This is a genomic window from Pseudomonas sp. CAN1 (genome assembly GCF_030462585.1).
Lineage (GTDB): Bacteria > Pseudomonadota > Gammaproteobacteria > Pseudomonadales > Pseudomonadaceae > Pseudomonas.
The window spans coordinates 1-25263 of the sequence record NZ_JASMRU010000035.1; the positions used below are offsets into that span (position 1 = coordinate 1).

A 25263-nucleotide genomic window follows, 5' to 3' on the forward strand; every position below is an offset into this window, starting at 1 on the left:
CTGGCGGTTTCGTCTCCGCCAAGCTGATCCCGGCCTACGGCTGGCATAGCCTGCTGCTGCTTGGTGGTGTGTTGCCGCTGCTGCTGGCAGTTGTGCTGCTGGTGTGGCTGCCGGAGTCGGCGCGCTTCCTGGTGGTACGCAACCGCGGCGCGGACAAGGTCAAGCGCGTGCTGGCGCCCATCGCTCCCGGCGAAGTGGTCGCCGCCCGCGACTTCAGCGTGCCTGAGCAGAAGACGGTGCAGAGCCGCAACGTGTTCAAGGTGATCTTTTCCGGCACCTACAGCGCGGGAACCCTGCTGCTTTGGCTGACCTATTTCATGGGCCTGGTGATCGTCTACCTGCTCACCAGCTGGCTGCCGACGCTGATGCGCGATGCCGGCGCGAGCATGGAGCAGGCGGCGTTCATCGGCGCGCTGTTCCAGCTCGGCGGGGTGCTCAGTTCCGTAGCGGTGGGCTGGGCCATGGACCGCTTCAACCCGCACAAGGTCATCGGCATCTTCTACTGCCTGGCCGGGGTGTTCGCCTACTTCGTCGGGCAGAGCCTGGGCACCGTCACGCTGCTGGCGACCCTGGTGCTGGCCGCCGGCATGTGTGTGAACGGTGCGCAGTCGGCGATGCCGTCCCTTGCAGCGCGCTTCTACCCGACCCAGGGGCGCGCCACGGGGGTGTCGTGGATGCTCGGCATCGGACGCTTCGGCGCCATCCTCGGTGCCTGGATCGGCGCCACGCTGCTGGGCCTGGGCTGGAACTTCGAGCAGGTGCTAACCGCGCTGATGGTGCCCGCCGCCATCGCCACCGTCGCCGTGGTGGTCAAGGGGCTGGTGAGCCACGCCGACGCGACCTGAGGGATGTTTTTCCGGCCGGGGTGCAACGCCCCGGCCGTCGTTCCGCGCAGCTGCCTTCCATCGTCTGCAGGGTGGATTTTTGGCACCGGCAGGATGAGCGGTCTATAACTGAGCACGAGTGGTAGCGTTTTCGCATCCACTGACGCAAAACAGATTCAACTAACAGAAGAAACGTCTGTCGGACCATTAACCATACGTTGTCCTGGCACCCCTCGGGGGCCACCAGAGCATTGATGGAAACGTCCATGTGTCTTCGTGCAAGTGACTGCTCAATGCCACGCCCAGGGCGGGCGAGGGACCCACGGCACCAGGGAGCTTTTACCCTGGTGGAGATGATGGTGGTCGTCGCCCTGCTGGCGATCTTCGCCGGAGTGGCGCTCCCCAGCTTCCGTTCGATGATCGAGTCGAGCCGCGTACAGAATGGCGCAACCACGCTGTTCCAGCTGTTGCAGGCGGCGCGCACCGACGCCGTATCGACCCGCACCGCGCTGACCCTCTGTCCCACCTCGGCCAACCTGCAGTGGACCCTGGTCCGCGCCACCAGCTGCGGCACCCAGAGCAGCGATGTCGTCAGCCGCCAACTGGACCTGCCGTCCAGCCTCAGCGTCAACAGCAGTGTCAGCAGCCTGACCTTCAAGCCCGACGGCACGGCCGCCAATGCCAGCGTCGGCGTCACCAGCAGCGGTACTTCCAAGGCCTTCAGCGTGACCGTCGAACCGTCCGGCTTCATCAGCCTGAGCGGTGGAGCGGGGCAGTGACGCGGCGGCCGGCGGGCTTCAGTCTGATCGAGGTGCTGGTCGCGCTGGTGGTGACCTGCATCGGCGTGCTCGGCATGTTCTCCATGCAGGCTCGCACCATCAGCTACGCCGCTGATACGACGATGCGCAGCACCGCCGCCGAGCTGGCGGACGAACTGCTGGAAACCATGCGCGCCGATCTGTATTCGACCCAGGACAGCAGTGCCACCCAATTGCAGCCACCAACGACCTGGGGCTACTACAAGGCCGATGGTGCGAGCTTCCCGGCGGCGCCTTCGAGCTGCGTTTCCCTGGCTTCGCTGACCGCCGCCCAGCGCCTGGGCTGCTGGGCCAAGCGGGTGCAACAGGCGTTACCCGATGCCAGCAGCCTGGCGAGCGAGTTCCATGTCTGCCGTACCAACGGCTCCAGCACCTGCAGCGGAAGCGGCTCGGCCATCGAGATCCAGCTGGCCTGGCGGGTCAAGGCCGGTGAGTGCCTGAACCCCAGTGCGACCGGCGACACGACGATCTGTCGCTATGTGCTGCGCGAGGCGCCCTGAGATGCGCGGCGAATCGCCCAGGGGGCAGGCCGGCATGACGCTCATCGAGCTGATGATCGCCATGACCCTGAGTCTGTTCCTGATCCTCGGGGTGACCCAGGTGTTCCTCGATGGGCAGAACAATGCGCGTTACTTCAACAGCCAGGCGCAGAACCAGGACAACGCCCGCTACGCCCAGCAGATCCTCGAAGCGCGGTTGGCGAAGGCCGGCTACCGACGCTTGCCGTCCTCGCGGATGGCAGCGTCGTTCCCGGCGCTCAGCAGCAACGGCTGCGTCTTCGCCAGCGGCCAGGCACTGGTTCGGGTGGACGCCAGTACCCTGTGCCTGCGCTACCAGCCGCGCGACACGGCGGACGTGGACTGCAGCGGCGCTGCGCTCAGTGGCCGCCCCGGCCTGACCAAGCCCTACAGCAGCTACATCCCGAGCAACAACGTGGTGGAGAAGCTGACGCTCAGCGGCGCCAAGCTGCTGTGCAACGGCACCACGCTGCTGGATAACGTCGTCGCGGTGCGCTTCGACTATGGGGTGGATGCCAGCAACGACGAGTACAACCGCAAGGTGGCGCAGTACGTCGACACGCCGGCCACTGGGCAGACGGTGCGCAGCCTGCGCTACGCCATGCTGCTGGCCAGCAGTGCGAATGTCGCCGGCGGCCTCGCTGCCACCACCTGCCAGCGCTGGCGGGACCTCTACGGCAGCAACGCCTGCACCGATGGTGATGGCCCGGTGCGGCGCATCGTCAGCGGCAGCAGCATGTTGAGGAACCTCATGCCATGAAGCGTCTATCACCCGCCCGGCAGCGTGGCGCCGTGTTGTTCATCGCCCTGGTCATGCTGATTCTCATCACGCTGGCGGCGGTCAGCGGCATGCGCGGCATGCAGCTGGAAGGCCGGATGACCGGCAACCGCCTCGAACAGCAGCGGTTGATGAGCGCGGCGGAGTCGGCACTGCGCGAAGGGGAAGGGCGCATCCGCAAGAGCACACGGGCGCTGGACAACTGCACGGCGTCGTCGATGCCCTGCTTCACCGGTCTGGCTACCACCTATGCGACCAACTTCACCGGCTCCACCGTCTACACCGGCCTGGATGGCGGCACCACGCTGCTGCGCAACGCCCGCTGGTACCTGCGCTACATCTCCAACAGCTGCCGCGGCGGCTCCGGCGGCAGCGGCAATGCCTACCTGTCCAAGGGCCAGGCCGGCTGCACCTACTACTACGAAGTGAACTCCGAGGCCTACAACGGTGCAGTTGGGGTGAAGGCCTGCGGCCCGGATGCGCTGTGCCTGCGCTCGACCTTCGGCCTGGTCATCCAGTGAATCCATCTCGTCGAACAGGGATGCCGACGCCATGAAGACGTTTCGCCTGACGCTGTTGCTGCTGTTGTCCTGCCTGGCTGCGGCCCAGGCATGGGGCGCGTCGCTGGCGCAGACGCCGCTGTTCGTCAGCAACACCGCGCCGCCGATGAACATGCTGGTGGTGGGGCGTGACCAGAAGCTCTACTTCCCCGCCTACAACGATGCCTCGGACATCGATGGCGACGGCCAGCTGGACACCTACTACAAGCCCAGCATCGACTACACCGGCTACTTCGACTCCTACAAGTGCTACATCTACGACGTGCTCAGCGGCGTGTTCACGCCCTCCAGCACCACCGCCACGAAGAAGTGCACCAGCGCCCTCGGCCGCTGGAGCGGCGACTACCTGAACTACCTGACCATGTCGCGCCTGGATGTGCTGCGCAAGGTGCTCTACGGCGGCTACCGCTCCACCGATACCACCCTGAGCACGATCCTGGAGCGCGCCTTCATCCCCAACGATGCGCACAGCTGGGGCAAGGAATACCTGAGCGTCGCCCGCGACGGCTACAACCTCTCCGACTACACGCCGATCCCGGTGCCCACCAACGGCAAGTACGTGCTGTTCGCCAACACCTCCATCGGCTCCGGCACGCTGGGCGCCTACAACAGCAGTGCCGCGCCACGCCTGCGGATCATCACCAGCCTGCAGCAGGCGTTACTGGGGACTTATCGCATCTGGGGCTGGGTCTCCCGCGAGTCGGCCCAGGGCACCAACACCCTGACCAGCACCACCAACGTCGACACCACCATCATTCCGGCGTACGACTACAACGTCCGCGTGCGCACCTGCGTTGCCGGCCTGCTGGAAAGCAACTGCACCCAGTACGGCAGCACCTACAAACCGACCGGCGTGCTGCATGACTACGGCTCGGCAGACAAGATGTACTTCGGCCTGGTCACCGGCACCTATGGCAACAACCTGCGCGGCGGCGTGCTGCGCAAGGCGGCATCGTCCTTCAGCAACGAGTACAGCAGCGCCAATGGCCGCTTCCTGACCGATGCCATTACCGGCACCGGTTGTTTCAACGGCCGTTGCTACGTGAACAACAGCGGCATAGTCGCCAACCTCGACCGCCTGGTGTTCTCCACCGGCTGCACCGACTCCAGCGGCTACAACCTCAACCCGCTGACCAATGGCAAGTGCGTCGACTGGGGAAACCCCCTGGGCGAGATGGCCTACGAAACCCTGCGCTACTACGCCGGCAAGACGCCCAACAGCAACTACGCCGCCGGCACGTCGGACACCGCGCTGGGCCTGACCAGCCTGGGCAGCTGGACCAACCCCTACAGCGTCTACCCGTCCTGCACCCTGCCGTTCATGACCCTGATGAGCGACATCAACCCCAGCTACGATTCCGATGTGCCCGGCAGCACGCTGGGCACCGACGCCCGCCCGAGCAGCGACATCGGCTTCGACTTCGCCAGCATCGGCGCCACCCTGTGGAGCAACGAAGTGGGCGGCAGCGCCTCGGTGAACGTCGGCCAGTCCGGCAGCATCAGCGACTCCGCGCCTACCGCCAAGACCGCCACCAGCTTCGCCACCATTCGCGGCCTGGCTGAGGAGCCCACGCGACAGGGCAGCTACAGCTCCTCCGCGGTGTCCTACTTCGGCAGCCAGAACTCGCTGACCACCGCCGGCTCGAACTCGGTGCAGAGCTTCTCCATCGCCCTGTCCTCGACCCTGCCCAACATCAGTATCAGGACCAGCAGGGGCTCGCTGCGCCTGGTGCCGTTCAGCATGAACGTCAGCCAGGGCGTGGTCAGCCAGATCACCGGCTTCTACATCGACACCCTGACCAACGACAGCGCCGGCAACCTCACCTCGATCACCTTCCGCGTGGTCTACGACGACTCCGCCCAGGGCCGCGACTACGACATGGACGCCATCGTGCTCTACACCGTGACGGCAAGGAGCGACGGCACCGTGGACGTCACCAGCCAGACCGAATACTCGGTGGCGGGCGATGAATCGCACATGGGCTATACCATGGCCGGCACCACCAAGGATGGCGTCTACCTGGAAGTCACCGGCGGCGGCAGCGGCGGCACCCGGTACAAGCTCGACACCCCCGATGGCCGCTCGCCCGGCGACTGCGCCTCGGTCACCTGCGCCTTGCTGCCGGGCCTGAGCGGCAGCAGCGGGGCGCTCAGTGGCAGCCGACCGTCCTACCACACGCGCAACTTCACCCCCACCGCCACCCGCGCGGTGACCACCCTGCAGGACCCGCTGTGGTACGCCGCCAAGTACGGCAAGAGCGACCTCACCAGCTGGGACCGTGACGGCGACGGCGTGCCGGACAATTACTTCCTGGTCAGCAACCCCAGCCAGCTGGCGGCCCAGCTGAAGTCCGCGTTCGACGAAATCCTCCAGCTCAACACCTCGGTCACCGCCGTCGCGGTGGACACCCAGTCGCTGGACAGCGGCAGCTATGTATACGGCACCAGCTTCACCTCCAGCGACTGGACCGGTGACCTGATCAAGCGCCAGAAGGTGCGCACCGCCGGCTCCAACACCGCCACCAGCTCCATCGTCTGGCGTGCGTCCGCGCAGCTCGGTTCGCCGGCTTCGCGCAACATCCTGTTCGCCAAGAACGGCAGCCTGACCGCCTTCAACTGGAGCAACCTGACCACCGCCCAGCAGACCCAGCTCAACCGCACCGTCACCGGCACCGTGGACAACCTCGGGCAGACCCGCGTCGGCTTCCTGCGCGGCGAGAACAGCACCTTCCGCACCCGCGCCTCGCTGATCGGCGACATCATCAACTCCTCGCCGGTCCTGGTCAGCGGTTCCGACTTCCTCTCTTCCCGCGCCGACGCCCTGGAGGGCAGCAGCACCTATGCCGCCTACAGCACCGCGCAGGCGGCGAATGCACCGATGGTCTACGTCGGCGCCAACGACGGCATGCTCCACGCATTCAATGCCACCACTGGCGCCGAACAGTTCGCCTTCGTGCCCAGCGCCGTGTTCCCCAATCTCAATGCGCTCACCGCGCCGGACTACGGCCAGCAGCAGGGCACCGAGCACCGCTACTTCGTCGACGGTCCGCCGGTGATCTCCGACGTGTACTACGGCTCGGCCTGGCACAAGGTGCTGGTCGGCAGCCTGGGCGCCGGCGGGCGCGAGGTGTTCGCCCTGGACATCACCGACCCCACCGCGCCGCGGCTGCTCTGGGAGTTCACCAGCGACAACGACGCCAGCCTGGGCTACACCGCCGCCAGCCCGACCATCGCCCGGCTGCACAACGGCAAATGGGTGGCGATGGTGCCCAACGGCTACGACACTGGCGCCAGCACTGCCTCGCTGCTGATCATCGACATCCAGTCCGGCTCGCTGCTGCGCAAGATCACCGCCACACCCAGCCTGACCAGCGCCGAAACGGCGGCGGTGGACGGCCTGGCCAACGGCCTGTCGCGCCTGTTCGTGGCCGACGCCAACAGCGATGGCATCGCCGACTACGCCTACGGCGGCGACCTGCTGGGCAACCTCTGGCGCTTCGACCTCATCGACACCGCCGTGGCCGATCCGCTTAACAGCGCGGCGGCGGAATCGCGCTACGCCGTGTCCTTCGGCGGCAGCCCGTTGTACGTGGCGCGCAACTCTGCCGGGGTGCGCCAGCCGATCAGCGCCGAGCCCTACCTGCTCGACCACCCCAGCGGCACCGGCTACATCGTGGTGTTCGGCACCGGGCGCTACCTGCTGACGGTGGACAAGACCACGACCACCCAGCAGAGCGTCTACGGCATCTGGGACCGCAAGACCGCCGGCGAGGCCACCACCACCTCGCTGACCGGCAGCCGCACGCGCAGCAGCCTGCAAGCGCAGACGCTGAGCTCCGGCGTGTTCAATGGCGTATCGACCTACACCCTGAGCAACAACGACGTGGCCTGGTACGACACCTCGGGCAACACCGCCGATGCCAACGTCAACAAATGGGGCTGGTACTTCGACTTCATGCAGAGCGGCGAGCGCATGGTCTACGACATGACGCTGTACGGCTCCAGCCTGGTGATCAACAGCATCACCCCGCAGACCGGCACCTGCACGGCGGGTATCTCCGGCACCATCTACGCGGTCGATCCGGAGCGCGGCGGGCTTACTCCCTACAACGTCTTCGACCTGGACAACGACGGCAACTTCGACAGCCTGTCCGGCTTTGTCACCGGCGGCGGCGACATCACCGTTTCGGGCGGCTACACCTGGGGCAACTCGGACAATCCCAACACCCAGGACGGCATCCGCACCAACACCGGCAGTGTCAGCGGGCGGCGCACCTGGCAGATACAGCCGGCCAACTGATCGACCGGCTAGTCGGTGCGGCGAGAGAAAGCGGGCGATAGCCGAACAGTCCGCCACAGGTCGAATTGCCTGGCCGCGCAACGGCACCTAGGGTGGCCGAATGCGCGGGGCTGCCTGTTGTCCGATTCTCGCCCGCGCGACCGTCCATCCCGATCGTTCTTCCGGCCAGGGGCGACGGCATAGACTGGACGCACGAGCCGCGACCCAGAGCGCGGCCATGAACAACAACAGTGAGTGCCCGTATGCAAAGCCTGCTGAGCGAACGCAGCCGCGTCTTCGAGCGCGCCGACCCTTACGCGGTGTCCGGCTACGTCAACCAGCACGTCGGCACCCACGACCTGCGCCTGCCGGCCCACGGCCAACCCCAGGCCAGCCTCAACCACCGTCGCTTCGCCAGCCTGGACCTGTGCCGCATCAGCTATGGCGGCGCGGTGCGGGTCACCTCGCCGGCGCTGGAAAGCATCTTCCACCTGCAGATTCTCCTCAGCGGCCACTGCCTGTGGCGCGGCCAGCGCCAGGAGCACTACCTGGCGCCGGGCGAGCTGCTGCTGATCAACCCGGATGACCCGGTCGACCTGACCTACTCGGACGACTGCGAGAAATTCATCCTGAAGATTCCGGTGACCCTGCTCGAAGCCATCTGCGCCGAGCAGCGCTGGAACCACCCGCGTGCCGGCGTGCGCTTCACCGAAAACCGCTACCAGTTGGGCGAGCTGGAAGGCTTCGTCAACCTGCTGTCGATGGTCTGCCAGGAGTCCGAAGCCGGCGAGCGCCTGGCGCGGGTCGACGAGCACTACCAGCAGATAGTCGCCAGCAAGCTGCTGACCCTGCTGAAGACCAACGTCAGCCGCGAACCCATCGCTGGTGCCAGCGCCTCCTTCGAACGCATCGAGGCCTACATCGAAGGCCACCTGCGCGAGGACATCGACGTCGAAGCCCTGGCGCGTCAAGCGTCGATGAGCCTGCGTTCGCTTTACGCGCTCTTCGAACGCCATGCCGGCACCACCCCGCGCCAGTACATTCGCCGGCTAAAGCTGGAGCGGATTCGCGCCTGCCTGAGCGACCCGGCGTGCCCGGTGCGCAGCGTCACCGAGCTGGCGCTGGACTACGGCTTCCTGCACCTGGGGCGCTTTGCCGAAGGGTACCGGCAGCAGTTTGGTGAGCTGCCGTCGGAGACGCTCAAGCGTCGTAGCTGACCTCTACCCCCTCCGGCGTCATGCTGGAGCACCAACGTAGGATGGCGTGGAGCGCAGCGATACCCATCAATTCCCGCACTCCGACAGCATGGGTATCGCAAGCTCCACCCATCCTACTCAAGCGTTCGCCGGGGAGGGCGAACCGGTCGGCGCCGGGCCAATCCTGCGAAAGCCGCTTCGTAGGGCGGATAACCCGTTCCGGGTTATCCGCCGGGGCGTGATGCTCTTGTAGGAGCGGAGCTTCTCCGCGAATCGCCGACAGGCGATGGTTCCGAGGAGTCCTCCTGTGAATACAGATCTCGCCGCGGGGATTTCGCGGAGAAGCTCCGCTCCTACAGGGAGCAATCCCGTGCCCTGCATAAGCCGCCCACACAAAACCACCCCTGCAGAAAACGGATAGCACTCTGCACAAAGCGGATATTGCCCCCGCCCACCCAGCCCTAACCTGAGCCTGCCTGAACAATAACAACGGAGGCCCCGGCCATGTCCCTGGGTATCGACTACCTGCGTTCGCTGCTTGAGGAAGACTCTGCCAAAGGCGTCTATCGCTGCCGGCGGGAGATGTTCACCGACCCGCGCCTGTTCGACCTGGAGATGAAGCACATCTTCGAAGGCAACTGGGTCTACCTCGCCCATGAAAGCCAAATCCCCGAGAAGAACGACTTCCTCACGACCTTGATCGGTCGCCAGTCGATCTTCATCGCGCGCAACAAGGACGGCGTACTCAACGCCTTCCTCAACGCCTGCAGCCACAAGGGCGCCATGCTCTGCCGGCACAAGTCCGGCAACCGTTCGAGCTACACCTGCCCGTTCCATGGCTGGACCTTCAACAACTCCGGCAAGCTGCTCAAGGTCAAGGACCCGGCCGAGGCCGGCTACCCGGAAGGCTTCAACTGCGAAGGCTCCCATGACCTGACCAAAGTCGCGCGTTTCGAGTCCTATCGCGGCTTCCTCTTCGGCAGCCTGAAGGCCGAGGTCAAGCCGCTGGTGGAGCACCTGGGCGAGTCGGCGAAGATCATCGACATGATCGTCGACCAGTCCCCGGAAGGCCTGGAAGTGCTACGCGGGTCCAGCAGCTACATCTACGAAGGCAACTGGAAACTCACCGCCGAGAATGGCGCCGACGGCTACCACGTCAGCTCGGTGCACTGGAACTACGCCGCCACGCAGAACCAGCGTCAGCAGCGCGAAGCGGGCGAGGAAGTGAAGACCATGAGCGCCGGCGGCTGGGCCAAGCACGGCGGCGGTTTCTACTCCTTCGACCACGGCCACCTGCTGCTCTGGAGCCGCTGGGCCAACCCCGAGGCGCGCCCGGCCTTCGAGCGCCGCGACGAACTGGCCCGCGACCATGGCCGCGCCCGCGCCGACTGGATGATCGAGAACTCGCGCAATCTCTGCCTTTACCCCAACGTCTACCTGATGGACCAGTTCAGCTCGCAGATCCGCATCGCCCGGCCCATCGACGTCAACCGCACCGAGATCACCATCTACTGCATCGCGCCCAAGGGCGAGAGCAGCGAAGCGCGCGCCCAGCGCATCCGTCAGTACGAGGATTTCTTCAACGTCAGTGGCATGGCCACGCCGGATGACCTGGAGGAATTCCGCTCCTGCCAGCAGGCCTACCAGGGCAGCGCTGGCGGTTGGAATGACATGTCCCGCGGTGCGAAGCACTGGATCGAAGGCGCCGACGACGCGGCGCGGGAGATCGAGCTGGCGCCGGCGCTGTCCGGCGTGCGCACCGAGGATGAAGGCCTGTTCGTGCTGCAGCACCAGTACTGGCAGCAGACCATGATCGACGCGCTGGCGGCCGAGCAGGCCCATCGCATCGCCGTGACAGAGGAGGGCGTGTGATGAGCCGCTACGAGACCGTCCGCGACTTCCTCCACCGCGAAGCGCGCTACCTCGACGACAAGGACTGGGATGCGTGGCTGGAGCTGTACGCCGCCGATGCCACCTTCTGGATGCCTTCCTGGGACGACCGCGACCAGCTCACCGAAGACCCGCAGCGGGAAATCTCGCTGATCTGGTACGGCAACCGCGGCGGCCTGGAAGACCGCATCTTCCGCATCAAGACCGAGCGCTCCAGCGCGACCCTGCCGGACACCCGCACCTCGCACAACATCAGCAACATCGAGGTGCTCGGCGAGGCCGATGGGCAATGCCAGGTGCGCTTCAACTGGCACACCCTGAGCTTCCGCTACAAGACCGTCGACAGCTACTTCGGCACCAGCTTCTACACGCTCGATGTGCGTGGCGAGCAGCCGCTGGTGAGGGCGAAGAAAGTGGTTCTGAAGAACGACTACGTCCGCCAGGTCATCGACATCTACCACATCTGAATAAGCCGTCAGGGCAGTGCGTCACGCGCGTGGATTTACCGCGTGTGACGCTCCCTGCGCGGCACCGAGGTGCACGCCATGAACCACAATATCGCCCTCAACTTCGAAGACGGCGTTACCCGCTTCATCGACGCCAGCCCCAGCGAGACCGTGGCCGATGCGGCCTACCGCCAGGGCATCAACATCCCGCTGGACTGCCGCGACGGCGCCTGCGGCACCTGCAAGTGCTTCGCCGAAGCCGGCCGCTACGACCTGGGCCAGGAATACATTGAGGATGCACTGACCGAGGACGAAGCCGAGCAGGGCTACGTGCTCACCTGCCAGATGCGTGTGCAGAGTGATTGCGTGGTGCGCGTGCCGGCTTCCTCGCAGGTCTGCAAGACCGCCCAGGCCAATTTCGAGGCCAGCATCAGCGCCGTGCGCCAGCTTTCCGAAAGCACCATTGCGCTGTCGATCAAGGGCGAGTCGCTGAGCAAGCTGGCGTTTCTACCGGGGCAGTACGTCAACCTGCAGGTGCCGGGCAGCGAACAGAGCCGCGCCTACTCCTTCAGCTCGCTGCAGAAGGACGGCGAGGTCAGCTTCCTGATCCGCAACGTGCCGGGCGGCCTGATGAGCAGCTTCCTCACCGGTCTGGCGAAAGCCGGCGACGCCATGTCCCTGGCCGGCCCGTTGGGCAGCTTCTACCTGCGCGAGATCAAGCGGCCGCTGTTGCTGCTGGCCGGCGGCACGGGCCTGGCGCCCTTCACCGCGATGCTCGAACAGATCGCCGAGCGCGGCAGCGAGCATCCGCTGCACCTGATCTACGGCGTCACCCACGACTTCGACCTGGTGGAGATGGACCGCCTGGAGGCCTTCGCTGCGCGCATCCCCAACTTCACCTGGAGCGCCTGCGTGGCCAGCCCCGAGAGCAGCTACCCGAAAAAGGGCTACGTCACCCAGCACATCGAGCCGGCGCACCTGAACGATGGCGAGGTGGATATCTACCTCTGCGGCCCGCCACCGATGGTCGAGGCGGTCAGCCAGCACATCCGTTTACAGGGCATCACGCCGGCGAATTTCTACTACGAGAAATTTGCCGCCAGTGCTGCGTGATTCCCGATCAACTGTAGGAGCGGGCCATGCCCGCGATCGCGCTCACGGCGCGCTCCTGCAAGGTAGGCCATGAGGTCATCATGAAAAGATTCAACGACAAGATCGCCCTCGTCACCGGCGCCGCCCAGGGCATCGGCCGACGCGTCGCCGAGCGACTGCTGGAGGAGGGCGCCAGGGTCATCGCCGTGGACCGCTCCGAGATCGTCCACGAGTTGCAGGACGTTCTCGGCCAGCGCGGCGAAGTCCTCACTCTTACCGCCGACCTGGAACGTTTCGCCGACTGCCAGCATGTGGTCGATGAGGCAGTAAAACGCTTCGGCCGACTCGACATCCTGGTCAACAACGTCGGCGGCACCATCTGGGCTAAACCCTTCGAGCACTACGCCGAGGACGAGATCGAAGCCGAGGTACGCCGTTCGCTGTTCCCCACCCTGTGGTGCTGTCGCGCGGCGCTGGTGCCGATGCTGGAGCAGGGCGCAGGCGCCATCGTCAACGTGTCGTCCATCGCCACTCGTGGGGTGAATCGCGTGCCTTACGGCGCGGCGAAGGGTGGGGTGAATGCGCTGACCGGGTGCCTGGCCTTCGAGACCGCCGAGCGCGGCGTGCGGGTCAACGCCACTGCTCCCGGCGGCACCGAGGCGCCGCCCCGGCGCATCCCGCGCAACGCGTCGCAGCAAAGTGCAGAGGAGAAGGTCTGGTACCAACAGATCGTCGACCAGACCCTCGACAGCAGCTTGATGAAACGCTACGGCAGCATCGACGAGCAGGTCGGTGCGATCCTCTTCCTCGCCTCCGACGAAGCCAGCTACATCACCGGCGTGACCCTGCCGGTGGGTGGCGGCGACCTCGGCTGAGGCGCTGCGATGATGCGCTTACAGCAGCTCTGCGCCGATCAGTTGCAGGCAGCGTTGCAGCGGCGCACTGACGTCGCCACGGCGCTGGCTGAGGATGATCGGCGAGACCGCCTCGGCGTCGGTCAACGTGGCGTAGCCGATGTCGGCGCGGTGCTGCTGTTGCACCGACGCCGGCACCAGCGCCACGCCCAGGCCGGCGGCGACCAGGCCGATGGCCGTTTGCAGCTCGTTGGTCCACTGCGTCACGCGCACACTCAGGCCGTGGTTGGCGAACAACGCCAGCACGTGGTCGGCATAGCTGGGGCGCGGGTTGGCGGGGTAGAGCACGAAGTCCTCGCCGGCCAGCTGCTCCAGACTCAGCGGCGCACCCAGCAGGCGATGCCCGGCCGGCAGTACGGCGACTATCGGCTCCTCGCGCAGTACCTGCTGGGTAATCGCCGGGTCGTCGATGCGGATGCGCCCGAAGCCGATGTCGATGCGTCCACTTTTCAGCGCCTCGACCTGCTGCACCGTGGTCATTTCCTGCAGCCCCAGTTCCAGCGCGGCGTCGCCGCGCAGCTCGCGGATCAGTTCGGGCAGGCCGTCGTACAGCGTCGAGGGCGCGAAGCCGATGCCGAACCACTGGCGCTCGCCCTGGCCGATGCGCCGGGTGCTCTCGCAGATGCTTTCCAGCTGCGCCAGCAGGGTGCCGGTCTGCTCGTGGAAGTAACGCCCGGCGTCGGTCAGGCGCAGTGGCCGGCCGCGCTCCAGCAGCGGCACGCCAAGCAGTTCTTCGAGCTGCTGAATCTGTCGGCTAAGCGGCGGCTGGGCGATGTGCAGGCGCTCGGCGGCGCGGGTGAAGTTGAGGGTGCCGGCCACTTCGCGGAAGTAGCGCAGGTGTCGCAGCTCCATGATACCTCCAGGGTATGCAACCAGACGGCAACGATATTGGACTGCCCTGCGGGCCAGACGCAATCCTTCTTTATCCGTCAAAAGACCTTCCGGGTATCGCCGCAGTGCGTCCCGGCCCATTCAGACATCCCGGAGCGGAACGCCGTCCATGAGTAGCCCCGTCATCGAGCATATCGAGTCGATCATCGTCGACCTGCCGACCATCCGCCCGCACAAGCTGGCCATGCACACCATGCAGCAGCAGACGCTGGTGATCATCCGCCTGCGCTGCTCCGACGGCGTCGAAGGCATCGGCGAAGCCACCACCATCGGCGGCCTGGCCTACGGCAACGAAAGCCCGGAAAGCATCAAGGCCAACATCGACGCGCACTTCGCACCGCTGCTCAAGGGCCAGGACGCCAGCAACATCAACGCCTGCATGCAGCGCCTGGACAAGTCGATCAAGGGCAACACCTTCGCCCGCTCCGGCATTGAAAGCGCACTGCTGGACGCCCAGGGCAAGCGCCTCGGCCTGCCGGTCAGCGAGCTGCTCGGCGGCCGCGTGCGCGACAGTCTCGAAGTGGCCTGGACCCTGGCCTCCGGCGACACCGCCCGCGACATCGCCGAAGCCGAGCAGATGCTGGAAATCCGCCGCCACCGCATCTTCAAGCTGAAGATTGGCGCCAACCCGCTGGAGCAGGACCTCAAGCATGTGGTGGCGATCAAGAAGGCCCTGGGCGAACGCGCCAGCGTGCGCGTGGATGTCAACCAGGGCTGGGACGAATCCCAGGCCATCCGCGGCTGCCAGGTGCTCGGCGAGAACGGCATCGACCTGATCGAACAGCCCATTGCGCGGATCAATCGCAGCGGCCAGGTGCGCCTGAACCAGCGCAGCCCGGCGCCGATCATGGCCGATGAATCCATCGAGAGCGTGGCCGACGCCTTCAGCCTCGCCGCCGACGGTGCCGCCAGTATCTTCGCCCTGAAGATCGCCAAGAACGGCGGCCCGCGCGCCGTTTTGCGCACTGCGCAGATCGCCGAAGCCGCCGGCATCGCGCTGTACGGCGGGACCATGCTCGAAGGCGCGGTCGGCACCCTGGCTTCGGCCCACGCCTTCCTCACCCTCGAGAAGCTGACCTGGGCCACCGAGCTGTTCGGCCCGCTGCTGCTCACCGAAGAAATCGTCACCGAGGCGCCGGTCTACCGCGACTTCCAGCTGCACGTGCCGCGCACGCCCGGCCTGGGCCTGACCCTCGACGAAGAGCGCCTGGCGCGCTTCCGCCGCCACTGATTCACAACCCTTTCCGACTGCCCGATAGAGGAGAAGACCCGATGCTGTTCCACGTGAAGATGACCGTGAAATTGCCTGTCGACATGGACCCGGCCAAAGCCGCCCAGCTCAAGGCCGACGAGAAGGAACTGGCCCAGCGCCTGCAGCGCGAGGGCAAGTGGCGCCACCTGTGGCGCATCGCCGGGCACTACGCCAACTACAGCGTGTTCGACCTCGCCAGCGTCGAGGAACTGCACGACACCCTGATGCAACTGCCGCTGTTCCCGTACATGGACATCGAGGTCGACGGGCTCTGCCGCCACCCGTCCTCGATCCATTCCGACGACCGCTGATTTACGTCCCGAACGACTCAACAAGAACAAGACTTGAGGATCGCATCATGACCGTGAAGATTTCCCAGACTGCCGATATCCAGAAGTTCTTCGAAGAAGCCAGCGGCGCCCTGAATGACCAGGGCAACCCGCGGGTGAAGAACCTCGTCCTGCGCATCCTGCAGGACACCGCGAAACTGATCGAAGACATGCACGTCACCCCCGACGAATTCTGGAAGGCGGTGGACTACCTCAACCGCCTCGGCTCCCGTCAGGAAGCGGGGCTGGTCGTTGCCGGCCTCGGCGTCGAGCACTACCTCGACCTGCTGCTGGACGCCCAGGATGAAGCTGCCGGCATCGGCGGTGGTACTCCGCGCACCATCGAAGGCCCGCTTTACGTCGCCGGCGCGCCGCTGTCCGAAGGCGAAGCACGGATGGACGACGGCCAGGATGCGGGCACCGTGATGTTCCTCTCCGGTCGCGTGTTCGACCCGCAGGGCAAGCCGCTGGTTGGCGCCGTGGTCGATCTCTGGCACGCCAACACCAAGGGAACCTACTCCTACTTCGACAGCACCCAGTCCGAGTTCAACCTGCGCCGGCGCATCGTCACCGATGCGGAAGGTCGCTACAAAGCCCGCAGCATCGTACCCAGCGGCTACGGCTGCCCGCCGGACGGCCCGACCCAGGAATTGCTCGACCAACTCGGCCGCCACGGCCAGCGCCCGGCGCATATCCACTTCTTCATCTCCGCGCCGGGGCATCGCCACCTGACCACGCAGATCAACCTCGCCGGTGATCAATACCTGTGGGACGACTTCGCCTATGCCACCCGCGATGGGCTGATTGGTGAGGTGCGTTTCGTCGAGGACGCCGACGCCGCTAAGGCGCGTGGTGTGGACGGGCGCTTCGCCGAGATCGAGTTCGACTTCCAGCTGCAGCAGGCGGTTTCCGCCGACGCCGAAGACCGCAGCACCCGTCCCCGCGCTTTGCAAAGCGCCTGACGCCAAACCTGTAGGAGCGAGCTTGCTCGCGAACAGAGTTTCCCGGCCACTCCGCTGCCGGGCGGGTTCGCGAGCAAGCTCGCTCCTACGAAAAGCAGCCCGCTGGCAATCACCTCGCATACCCGGATCACCCGTAGGAGCGGACTCCGTCCGCGATGCTCTCGTGCTGTGGGGCTATCGCGGACGGAGTCCGCTCCTACGTTTTGGGGTTGCCTCCGAGTGACCGTATGTCCGTTAGCCCCCTAAGAGAAGTGTTCGATATTCGCACCAATAGTCGATTATCGCATTGTTCGCCCATCCCCCCGACGGTACTGTTTTCCCATCGGCACCCCCTACACAACGAGACCGACCATGGCTGAACTCCTGACTCTCCGCGAAGCGGTCGAGCGCTTCGTCAACGACGGCGATACCGTCGCGCTCGAAGGCTTCACCCACCTGATTCCGACCGCTGCCTCCCACGAGCTGATCCGCCAGGGCAAGAAAGACCTGCACCTGGTGCGCATGACCCCCGACCTGGTCTACGACCTGCTGATCGGTGCCGGCTGCGTGCGCAAGCTGACCTTCTCCTGGGGCGGAAACCCCGGCGTCGGTTCGCTGCATCGCCTGCGTGACGCGGTGGAGAAAGGCTGGCCGCGCGAGCTGGAGATCGACGAGCACAGCCACGCCGACCTCGCCAACTCCTACGTCGCCGGCGCTTCGGGCCTGCCGTTCGCCGTGCTGCGCGCTTACGCCGGTTCCGACTTGCCGAAGGTCAACCCGAACATCAAGTTCATCAACTGCCCGTTCACCGGCGAGCAACTGGCCGCCGTACCGTCGGTACGCCCGGACGTCACCGTGATCCACGCGCAGAAGGCCGACCGCAAGGGCAACGTCCTGCTCTGGGGCATCCTCGGCGTGCAGAAGGAAGCCGCCCTGGCCGCCAAGCGCTGCATCGTCACCGTCGAGGAAATCGTCGACGACCTGAACGCGCCGATGAACTCCTGCGTGCTGCCGACCTGGGCGCTGTCCGCCGTCTGCCTGGTGCCCGGCGGTTCGCACCCGTCCTACGCCCACGGCTACTCCGAGCGCGACAACCGCTTCTACCAGGCCTGGGACCCGATCGCCCGCGACCGCGACACCTTCAACGCCTGGATCGATACCTACATCCGCGGCACCCAAGACTTTGCAGAGTTCCGAGCCAAGCTCGCGGAGGCCAAGTAATGAGCGCCTACAGCACCAATGAAATGATGACCGTGGCCGCCGCCCGCCGCCTGAAGAACGGCGCCGTCTGCTTCGTCGGCATCGGCCTGCCGTCCAAGGCCGCCAACCTCGCGCGCCTGACCGCCTCGCCGGACGTGGTCCTGATCTACGAATCCGGCCCCATCGGCGCCAAGCCGAGTGTGCTGCCGCTGTCCATCGGTGACGGCGAGCTGGCCGAAACCGCCGACACCGTGGTGCCCACCGGCGAGATCTTCCGCTACTGGCTGCAGGGCGGGCGCATCGACGTCGGCTTCCTCGGCGCAGCCCAGGTCGACCGCTTCGGCAACATCAACACCACCGTCATCGGCGACTACAACAAGCCGAAGGTGCGCCTGCCCGGCGCCGGTGGCGCTCCGGAGATCGCCGGTTCCGCCAAGGAAGTGCTGATCATCCTCAAGCAGTCCCACCGCACCTTCGTCGACAAGCTGGCCTTCATCACCTCGGTCGGCTTCGGCGAGGGCGGCGACCACCGCCAGCAGCTCGGCCTGCCCGGCAAAGGCCCGGTGGCGATCATCACCGACCTCTGCATCATGGAGCCGGAAGCCGGCAGCAATGAATTCATCGTCACCACCCTGCACCCGGGCGTGACCCGCGAGCAGGTGGTGGAGAACACCGGCTGGGCGATCCGCTTCGCCGAACAGGTCACCGAGACCGTCGCGCCGACCGCCGTCGAGCTGGAAGCCCTGCGCGCCCTCGAAGCCCGCACCGCCGCCGCCCACGGCCAGCTGGGAGGTGAGGAATGAGCCGCGAGGTCTTCATCTGCGACGCCGTGCGCACGCCCATCGGCCGCTTCGGCGGCTCGCTCTCCGGCGTGCGCGCCGACGACCTCGCCGCCGTGCCGGTGAAGGCGCTGCTGGAACGTAACCCGCAAGTCGACTGGGCCGCGCTGGACGAGGTCTACCTCGGCTGCGCCAACCAGGCCGGCGAGGACAACCGCAACGTGGCGCGCATGGCGTTGCTGCTGGCCGGCCTGCCGGAAAGCGTGCCGGGCGTGACCCTCAACCGCCTCTGCGCCTCGGGCCTGGACGCGGTGGGCACCGGCTTCCGCGCCATCGCCAGTGGCGAAGCCGAACTGGTCATCGCTGGTGGCGTCGAGTCCATGTCCCGTGCGCCCTACGTGATGGGCAAGGCCGACAGCGCTTTCGGCCGCGGCCAGAAGATCGAGGACACCACCATCGGCTGGCGCTTCATCAACCCGCTGATGAAGGCGCAATACGGCGTGGATGCCATGCCGCAGACCGCCGACAACGTGGCCGACGACTACAACGTCAACCGCGCCGACCAGGACGCCTTCTCCCTGCGCAGCCAGCAGCGTGCCGGCGTCGCCCAGGCCAGCGGCTACTTCGCCGAGGAAATCGTCCCGGTGGTGATCAAGGGCCGCAAGGGCGAGACCGTCGTCGACACCGACGAACATCCGCGCCCGGACACCACCCTGGAAGCGCTGGCCAAGCTCAAGCCGGTCAATGGTGAAGGCAAGACCGTCACCGCCGGCAACGCTTCTGGTGTGAACGACGGCGCCGTGGCGCTGATCCTCGCCAGCGCTGAAGCGGTTAAGAAACACGGCCTGACGCCGCGTGCGAAAGTGCTCGGCATGGCCAGCGCCGGCGTCGCCCCGCGGGTGATGGGCATCGGCCCGGTGCCGGCGGTGCGCAAGCTGCTGGAGCGCCTGAACCTGTCGGTGGATCAATTCGACGTCATCGAGCTGAACGAAGCCTTCGCCGCGCAGGGCCTGGCGGTTACCCGTGATCTCGGCATCTCCGATGACGACGCGAGGGTGAACCCCAACGGCGGCGCCATCGCCCTCGGCCATCCGCTGGGCGCCAGCGGCGCGCGTCTGGTGCTGACCGCTGTACACCAGCTGCAGAAGTCCGGCGGCAAGCTCGGCCTGTGCACCATGTGCGTGGGCGTGGGGCAGGGCGTGGCGCTGGTCGTCGAGCGCGTTTAGTTCTTCGTAGGAGCGAGCTTGCTCGCGAACCCGGCCCTCGCAGCGAGGTTCGTTCGCGAGCAAGCTCGCTCCTACAGGTTCACCCTTGGCTGCCGCTGCGCTGAATTATCCCGCTGCAGCAGATAGCTCCCTCTCCCTCAGGAGCGGGGCGCGCAGCCAGGGCTGGGGTGAGGGCAGCCCAACGCGCCATACTATCCCGACCAAGCCGCCGATCTCCGGAGCCACCCAAGTGAGCACCAACCTTCTGTTCGACGCCTACTTTACCCAACCGGCCATGCGCGCGATCTTCAGCGACCACGGCCGGGTGCAGGGCATGCTCGACTTCGAGGCCGCACTGGCCCGAGCCGAGGCCCGTGCGGGCGTGATCCCGGCGAGTGCCGTGGCGCCCATCGCCGCCGCCTGCCGCGCCGAACTCTACGATTTCGCTGCACTGGCCCAGGCCATCTGCAGCGCCGGCAACTCCGCGATCCCGCTGGTGAAGGCGCTGGGCAAGCGCATCGCCGCCGAGGACGCCGAAGCCGAGCGCTACGTGCACCTGGGCGCCACCAGCCAGGACGCCATGGACTCCGGGCTGGTCCTGCAACTGCGCGCTGCCATCGAACTGCTCGAAGGCGACCTCGCCCAATTGGCCGACGCGCTCGCTGTTCAGGCACAGGCCCACGCCGGCACGCCCATGGTCGGCCGCACCTGGCTGCAGCATGCCACCCCCGTCACCCTCGGCATGAAGATCGCCGGCTGGCTGGGTGCGATCACCCGCCATCGCCAGCGGCTGAACGAACTCAAGCCGCGCCTGCTGTGCCTGCAATTCGGTGGCGCCTCCGGCAGCCTCGCCGCCCTGGGCGAACAGGGCTTTGCCGTGGCCGAAGCACTGGCTGAAGAACTGGACCTGCAACTGCCCGAACAACCCTGGCACACCCAGCGCGACCGTCTGGTGGAGTTCGCCAGCCTGCTCGGTCTGATCGCCGGCAGCCTCGGCAAGCTCGGCCGCGACCTCAGCCTGCTGATGCAGACCGAGGCTGGCGAACTCTTCGAACCGTCCGCGCCGGGCAAGGGTGGTTCCTCCACCATGCCGCACAAGCGCAATCCGGTGGGCGCCGCCGTGCTGATTGGCGCGGCGACCCGCGCGCCGGGGCTGGTCTCGACGCTGTTCGCCGCCATGCCCCAGGAGCACGAGCGCAGCCTCGGTCTGTGGCACGCCGAATGGGAAAGCCTGCCGGAGCTGTGCTGCCTCGTCTCCGGCGCACTGCAACAGGCGCTCAGTCTGGTGCCGGGCCTGGAAGTCGATGCCGGGCGCATGCTCGCCAATCTCGATCTGACCCGCGGGCTGGTACTCGCCGAAGCCGTGAGCGTTGCCCTGGCCCAGCGCATCGGCCGCGACGCCGCGCACCACCTGGTGGAGCAGTGCTGCAAGCAGGCGGTGAAGGAGGGCGCACATCTGCGCGCGGTGCTCGGCGACAACGCCGAAGTCGCCGCCCAACTGAATGCTGGGGACCTGGATCGCCTGCTCGATCCCGCCCATTACCTGGGTCAGGCGCGCCGCTGGGTCGAGCGCGCGCTGGCTGAACACCAAGCACTTTCCTTGCGCAAAGAATCCCGATAGGAGCCTTGCATGCCTGCCGTACGTCTCGCCGATGGCGACCTGAATTACCTACTTGAAGGGCCGCAACGCTCGGGCCCCGCCGACGCTCCGGTTTTGGTGCTGTCCAACTCCCTGGGCACCGACCTGCACATGTGGGACGCGCAGGTTGCCGCCTTCGCCGAACACTTCCGCGTGCTGCGCTATGACACCCGCGGCCACGGCGCTTCGCTGGTCACTCCCGGCCCGTACAGCATTGAGCAGAACGGCCGCGACGTGCTGGCCCTGCTGGACGCGCTGGACATCCCGCGCGCGCATTTCTGCGGCCTGTCCATGGGCGGCCTGATCGGCCAGTGGCTGGCCATCCATGCGCCGCAGCGCATCGAGCGCCTGGTGGTGTGCAACACTGCCGCCAAGATCGGTACCCCGGAAATCTGGAACCCGCGCATCGATACCGTGCTCAAAGGCGGCGCCGAGGCCATGCGCAACCTGCGTGATGCTTCGATCTCGCGCTGGTTCACCGCTGACTTCGCCGAGGCCGAGCCGGRCAAGGTCGAGCCCATCGTTGGCATGCTGGCGCAGACCTCGCCGGAAGGTTACGCAGCCAACTGTGCGGCGGTGCGCGATGCCGATTTCCGTGGCGAGATCGGTGCTATCACCGCGCCGACCCTGGTGGTCTGCGGCGCCGCCGACCCGGTGACCACCACCGAGGATGGCCGCTTCCTGCAGTCGCGCATTCCCGGCGCTGAGCTGGTGGAATTCCGCGCCGCGCACCTGTCCAACGTGCAGGCTGGCGATGCCTTCAGCCAGCGTGTGCTGGACTTCCTGCGCGCATAACTGCTTTTCGTAGGAGCGAGCTTGCTCGCGAACAAACCCCGCTGCGGGCTCGGGTTCGCGAGCAAGGGCTAGGCGCCCCCCTCGGTCCTACAGGTCAACACCGGAGTTAGAGATGGACGAAAAAGAACGCTACGAAGCCGGTATGCAGGTGCGCCGCGCGGTGCTCGGCGATGCCCACGTCGACCGCAGCCTGCAGAAGCGCAACGCTTTCAACGAAGAGTTCCAGGAAATGATCACCCGCCACGCCTGGGGTGATATCTGGACCCGCCCCGGCCTGCCGCGCCACACCCGCAGCCTGATCACCATCGCCATGCTGATCGGCATGAACCGCGAGGGCGAGCTCACTCTGCACCTGCGCGCCGCGCGCAACAACGGCGTGACCCGCGAAGAGATCAAGGAAGTCCTGCTGCAGAGCGCTATCTACTGCGGCATCCCGGCCGCCAATGCCACCTTCCACCTTGCCGAGGCGGTGTGGGACGAGCTGGGCACCGAGTCGCTGGGCGACGCCTGATCAGCGCCGCCCGGACCACGCATCCGGGCGGTGGCTGATTGGCTGACGCACAGTCCGCTCTGGTAGGGCGGATAATGCGCCAGCGTTATCCGCCGCAGGGTTGGTGGCGGATAACCTGTTCCAGGTTATGCGCCCTACGACTGGACTGTCGGTGCGGGGTTCGCGAGCAAGCTCGCTCCTACGAAGAGCGCACCGGTGCTGACCTGTAGGACCGAGGGGGGCGCCTAGCCCTTGCTCGCGAACTGGGGCTGGTACGCAGGAGCCGCCGGGAAGCAATCGCGGACGGAGTCCGCTCCTACGAGAGCAAGAGCTCTCACCCTGGGCCTCTCTCTCCAGGAAAGGGCTAGGGCATGAACAGGTACGGCGATGCCGACGAGCGTCAGCTCTCCAGCTCCTTGCGATCCCTGAACAGCTCCAGCGCCTGCGGGTTGGCCAGCGCGTCGGTGTTCTTCACCGGCTGACCGTGCACCACGTTGCGCACCGCCAGTTCGACGATCTTGCCGCTGATGGTGCGCGGGATATCGGTGACCGCGAGGATCTTCGCCGGCACATGGCGTGGGGTGGTGTTGCTGCGGATGGTCTGGCGGATGCGCTCCTGCAGCGCGTCGTCCAACTCCACGCCTTCGCGCAGGCGCACGAACAGCACCACGCGCACGTCGCCCTGCCAGTCCTGGCCGATGGCGATGGACTCCAGCACCTGTTCGACCTTCTCCACCTGGCGGTAGATTTCCGCGGTGCCGATGCGCACGCCGCCGGGGTTGAGCACGGCATCGGAACGACCGTGGATCACCAGGCCGCCGTGTCCGGTTTCCTCGGCGTAGTCGCCGTGGGCCCAGACGCCGGGGAAGGTGGCGAAGTAGGCATCAAGGAATCTCTCGTCGTTCTCGTCGTTCCAGAAGCCCGCCGGGATCGACGGGAAATGCCGCACACAGACCAGCTCGCCTTTCTCGCCTTGCACTGGTTTGCCGGCTTCGTCCCAGACCTCAACCGCCATGCCCAGCGCCTTGCATTGAATCTCCCCGCGCCACACCGGCAGGGTCGGATTGCCGATGGCGAAGCAGGAAACGATGTCGGTGCCGCCGGAGATCGACGACAGGCAGAGGTCGGGTTTCACGTCGCGGTAGACGTAGTCGAAGCTCTCGTGGGCCAGCGGCGACCCGGTGGAAAGAAGCGTCTTCAGGCGTTCCAGCGAGTGCGTCTGGCGCGGTCGCACATTGGCCTTCTCCAGCGCGGCGATGTACTTGGCGCTGGTGCCGAAGACGCTGATGTTTTCCCCGTCGATCAGGTCCATCAGGCGCTCGGGGCCGGGATGGAAGGGGGAGCCGTCGTAGAGCACCAGCGTGGCGCCGACCGCAAGGCCCGAGACCAGCCAGTTCCACATCATCCAGCCGCAGGTGGTGTAGTAGAACAGCGTGTCGTCGTCGCTAAGGTCGACGTGCAGGCCGTGCTCCTTCAGGTGCTGCAGCAGCACGCCGCCGGCGCCGTGGACGATGCACTTGGGCACGCCGGTGGTGCCGGAGGAGTAGAGGATGTACAGCGGGTGGTCGAAGGGTACCGGGGTGAATACCGGTTCGCCGCCGCTTTGGAAGAAGTCCTGCCAGAGGCTGACCCGCGCCGGGGTCTGGAAGTCGCTGCGGCGTGCGTGGCCGTTGGCGTAGGGGACGATCACCAGCTGCTCCAGGCTCGGCAGCTGGGCAAGGATTTCGTTGAGCTTGGCGGTCAGGTCCAGCAGCTTGCCGGCATAACGGTAGCCGGCGCAGGCGATCAGCACCTTGGGCTCGATCTGGCCGAAGCGGTCGATCACGCCGTGGGTGCCGAAGTCCGGCGAGCAGCTCGACCAGGTGGCGCCCAGGCTGGTGGTGGCGAGCATGCCGACCACGGTCTGCCAGGTGTTGGGCATGAAGGCCGCGACGCGGTCGCCGACCCCCACGCCAGCTTCGCGCAGGGCGCGCTGCAGGCCGGCGACCTGGGAAGCCAGTTCGGCATGGCTGATCACCTCGCGGCGCTCATCCTCGCTGATGGCGATCAGGGCTGGCTTGCTGTCGCGACGGCGCAACAGGTGCTCGGCGAAGTTCAGGGTGGCACCGGGGAACCAGCGCGCATCGGGCATTTCCGGGCCCTCCTCGAGGACCGCCGTGGGCGCCTCGTGGAATTGCACGCCGAAGGTATCGACGATGGCCAGCCAGAAGGCTTCGCGCTCGGCGATGCTCCAGGCGTGCAACGCCGCGTAGTCGGGCAGGTCGACCCCGTGCTGCTGCGCCACCTTGCGGCGGAAGGCATCCATCCGGGTGGCGGCTACGCGTTCGGGGGAGGGGGTCCAGAGCAGTGGATTCATTGACGTCGACTCCAGCGAAGAAACGGTGGGCACCGCCGACGGACGGTCCCCATCATCTTGACATGAAGCGT

The 25263-nt window shown here is 66.4% G+C and carries 22 protein-coding genes; 20 read left to right on the forward strand and 2 right to left on the reverse strand.

The window, feature by feature from the left end; translation table 11 throughout:
• From QO207_RS27105 to QO207_RS27155, 11 genes are all read left to right on the forward strand, one after another.
• A partial coding sequence (locus QO207_RS27105) for an MFS transporter (protein WP_301535347.1) occupies positions 1-845 on the forward strand: 845 nt, incomplete at its 5' end.
• A 272-nt stretch (positions 846-1117) separates the two neighbouring features.
• Positions 1118-1603, forward strand: coding sequence for a GspH/FimT family pseudopilin (locus tag QO207_RS27110; RefSeq protein WP_301535348.1), 486 nt, complete (start codon positions 1118-1120; stop codon positions 1601-1603).
• Complete coding sequence (gene pilV, locus QO207_RS27115; protein ID WP_301535349.1) at positions 1600-2142, forward strand: type IV pilus modification protein PilV; 543 nt, start codon at positions 1600-1602, stop codon at positions 2140-2142. The genes QO207_RS27110 and pilV overlap by 4 nt, the downstream gene beginning before the upstream one ends.
• A gap of 1 nt (position 2143) precedes the next feature.
• The gene (locus tag QO207_RS27120; protein WP_301535350.1) at positions 2144-2920 is read left to right on the forward strand and encodes a prepilin-type N-terminal cleavage/methylation domain-containing protein; all 777 of its coding nucleotides are present in this window, start codon (positions 2144-2146) and stop codon (positions 2918-2920) included.
• A complete protein-coding gene (locus QO207_RS27125) occupies positions 2917-3459 on the forward strand; it encodes a PilX N-terminal domain-containing pilus assembly protein (RefSeq protein ID WP_301535351.1) in 543 nt (180 codons plus the stop codon). Before QO207_RS27120 ends, QO207_RS27125 begins: the two co-directional genes overlap by 4 nt.
• A gap of 31 nt (positions 3460-3490) precedes the next feature.
• Entirely contained in the window at positions 3491-7798 is a 4308-nt protein-coding gene (locus tag QO207_RS27130; protein ID WP_301535352.1) for a pilus assembly protein, read from the forward strand.
• A 242-nt stretch (positions 7799-8040) separates the two neighbouring features.
• Entirely contained in the window at positions 8041-8994 is a 954-nt protein-coding gene (locus tag QO207_RS27135) for an AraC family transcriptional regulator (RefSeq protein ID WP_301535353.1), read from the forward strand.
• A 483-nt stretch (positions 8995-9477) separates the two neighbouring features.
• Complete coding sequence (gene benA / locus QO207_RS27140; RefSeq protein ID WP_301535354.1) at positions 9478-10845, forward strand: benzoate 1,2-dioxygenase large subunit; 1368 nt, start codon at positions 9478-9480, stop codon at positions 10843-10845.
• Positions 10842-11330: a benzoate 1,2-dioxygenase small subunit gene (gene benB / locus QO207_RS27145; protein WP_301535355.1), complete on the forward strand. Its 489-nt coding sequence runs from the start codon at positions 10842-10844 to the stop codon at positions 11328-11330. The genes benA and benB overlap by 4 nt, the downstream gene beginning before the upstream one ends.
• A gap of 78 nt (positions 11331-11408) precedes the next feature.
• Positions 11409-12422, forward strand: coding sequence for a benzoate 1,2-dioxygenase electron transfer component BenC (gene benC, locus QO207_RS27150; RefSeq protein WP_301535356.1), 1014 nt, complete (start codon positions 11409-11411; stop codon positions 12420-12422).
• A 77-nt stretch (positions 12423-12499) separates the two neighbouring features.
• The gene (locus QO207_RS27155; RefSeq protein WP_301535385.1) at positions 12500-13276 is read left to right on the forward strand and encodes a 1,6-dihydroxycyclohexa-2,4-diene-1-carboxylate dehydrogenase; all 777 of its coding nucleotides are present in this window, start codon (positions 12500-12502) and stop codon (positions 13274-13276) included.
• 18 nt (positions 13277-13294) lie between these two features.
• Here QO207_RS27155 and QO207_RS27160 read toward each other — a convergent pair whose 3' ends face one another.
• Complete coding sequence (locus tag QO207_RS27160) at positions 13295-14167, reverse strand: LysR family transcriptional regulator (protein WP_301535357.1); 873 nt, start codon at positions 14165-14167, stop codon at positions 13295-13297.
• Between the two features lie 148 nt (positions 14168-14315).
• Here QO207_RS27160 and QO207_RS27165 point away from each other — a divergent pair, with 148 nt between their 5' ends.
• The 9 genes from QO207_RS27165 to pcaC all read left to right on the forward strand — a co-directional run bounded on the left by QO207_RS27165 (position 14316) and on the right by pcaC (position 22857).
• Entirely contained in the window at positions 14316-15437 is a 1122-nt protein-coding gene (locus QO207_RS27165) for a muconate cycloisomerase family protein (protein ID WP_301535358.1), read from the forward strand.
• A gap of 41 nt (positions 15438-15478) precedes the next feature.
• Positions 15479-15769: a muconolactone Delta-isomerase gene (catC, locus tag QO207_RS27170; RefSeq protein WP_017519458.1), complete on the forward strand. Its 291-nt coding sequence runs from the start codon at positions 15479-15481 to the stop codon at positions 15767-15769.
• A 47-nt stretch (positions 15770-15816) separates the two neighbouring features.
• Complete coding sequence (gene catA, locus QO207_RS27175) at positions 15817-16749, forward strand: catechol 1,2-dioxygenase (RefSeq protein ID WP_301535359.1); 933 nt, start codon at positions 15817-15819, stop codon at positions 16747-16749.
• Positions 16750-17100: 351 nt separating this feature from the next.
• On the forward strand, positions 17101-17949 hold the full coding sequence (locus QO207_RS27180; RefSeq protein ID WP_253454131.1) for a CoA transferase subunit A: 849 nt from the start codon (positions 17101-17103) through the stop codon (positions 17947-17949).
• The gene (locus QO207_RS27185; RefSeq protein WP_301535360.1) at positions 17949-18731 is read left to right on the forward strand and encodes a CoA-transferase subunit beta; all 783 of its coding nucleotides are present in this window, start codon (positions 17949-17951) and stop codon (positions 18729-18731) included. The genes QO207_RS27180 and QO207_RS27185 overlap by 1 nt, the downstream gene beginning before the upstream one ends.
• Positions 18728-19933, forward strand: coding sequence for a 3-oxoadipyl-CoA thiolase (pcaF, locus tag QO207_RS27190; protein ID WP_301535361.1), 1206 nt, complete (start codon positions 18728-18730; stop codon positions 19931-19933). The genes QO207_RS27185 and pcaF overlap by 4 nt, the downstream gene beginning before the upstream one ends.
• A gap of 229 nt (positions 19934-20162) precedes the next feature.
• Complete coding sequence (locus tag QO207_RS27195; protein ID WP_301535362.1) at positions 20163-21533, forward strand: 3-carboxy-cis,cis-muconate cycloisomerase; 1371 nt, start codon at positions 20163-20165, stop codon at positions 21531-21533.
• A gap of 9 nt (positions 21534-21542) precedes the next feature.
• Positions 21543-22346: a 3-oxoadipate enol-lactonase gene (gene pcaD / locus QO207_RS27200; RefSeq protein ID WP_301535363.1), complete on the forward strand. Its 804-nt coding sequence runs from the start codon at positions 21543-21545 to the stop codon at positions 22344-22346.
• 112 nt (positions 22347-22458) lie between these two features.
• Entirely contained in the window at positions 22459-22857 is a 399-nt protein-coding gene (pcaC, locus tag QO207_RS27205; protein WP_045208224.1) for a 4-carboxymuconolactone decarboxylase, read from the forward strand.
• A gap of 379 nt (positions 22858-23236) precedes the next feature.
• On the opposite strand, the gene QO207_RS27210 is transcribed toward pcaC, so the two are convergent.
• On the reverse strand, positions 23237-25192 hold the full coding sequence (locus tag QO207_RS27210) for an acetoacetate--CoA ligase (RefSeq protein ID WP_301535364.1): 1956 nt from the start codon (positions 25190-25192) through the stop codon (positions 23237-23239).
• Between the last annotated feature and the right edge of the window lie 71 nt (positions 25193-25263).

Coding starts and splice junctions, on each gene's coding strand:
- QO207_RS27180 (WP_253454131.1), top strand. CDS start 17,101: ATGGCTGAACTCCTGACTCTCCGCGAAGCGGTCGAGCGCTTCGTCAAC.
- catA (WP_301535359.1), top strand. CDS start 15,817: ATGACCGTGAAGATTTCCCAGACTGCCGATATCCAGAAGTTCTTCGAA.
- QO207_RS27125 (WP_301535351.1), top strand. CDS start 2,917: ATGAAGCGTCTATCACCCGCCCGGCAGCGTGGCGCCGTGTTGTTCATC.
- pcaC (WP_045208224.1), top strand. CDS start 22,459: ATGGACGAAAAAGAACGCTACGAAGCCGGTATGCAGGTGCGCCGCGCG.
- QO207_RS27120 (WP_301535350.1), top strand. CDS start 2,144: ATGCGCGGCGAATCGCCCAGGGGGCAGGCCGGCATGACGCTCATCGAG.
- QO207_RS27185 (WP_301535360.1), top strand. CDS start 17,949: ATGAGCGCCTACAGCACCAATGAAATGATGACCGTGGCCGCCGCCCGC.
- benC (WP_301535356.1), top strand. CDS start 11,409: ATGAACCACAATATCGCCCTCAACTTCGAAGACGGCGTTACCCGCTTC.
- QO207_RS27165 (WP_301535358.1), top strand. CDS start 14,316: ATGAGTAGCCCCGTCATCGAGCATATCGAGTCGATCATCGTCGACCTG.
- QO207_RS27160 (WP_301535357.1), bottom strand. CDS start 14,167: ATGGAGCTGCGACACCTGCGCTACTTCCGCGAAGTGGCCGGCACCCTC.
- QO207_RS27130 (WP_301535352.1), top strand. CDS start 3,491: ATGAAGACGTTTCGCCTGACGCTGTTGCTGCTGTTGTCCTGCCTGGCT.
- benA (WP_301535354.1), top strand. CDS start 9,478: ATGTCCCTGGGTATCGACTACCTGCGTTCGCTGCTTGAGGAAGACTCT.
- QO207_RS27135 (WP_301535353.1), top strand. CDS start 8,041: ATGCAAAGCCTGCTGAGCGAACGCAGCCGCGTCTTCGAGCGCGCCGAC.
- QO207_RS27110 (WP_301535348.1), top strand. CDS start 1,118: ATGCCACGCCCAGGGCGGGCGAGGGACCCACGGCACCAGGGAGCTTTT.
- pcaF (WP_301535361.1), top strand. CDS start 18,728: ATGAGCCGCGAGGTCTTCATCTGCGACGCCGTGCGCACGCCCATCGGC.
- QO207_RS27210 (WP_301535364.1), bottom strand. CDS start 25,192: ATGAATCCACTGCTCTGGACCCCCTCCCCCGAACGCGTAGCCGCCACC.
- catC (WP_017519458.1), top strand. CDS start 15,479: ATGCTGTTCCACGTGAAGATGACCGTGAAATTGCCTGTCGACATGGAC.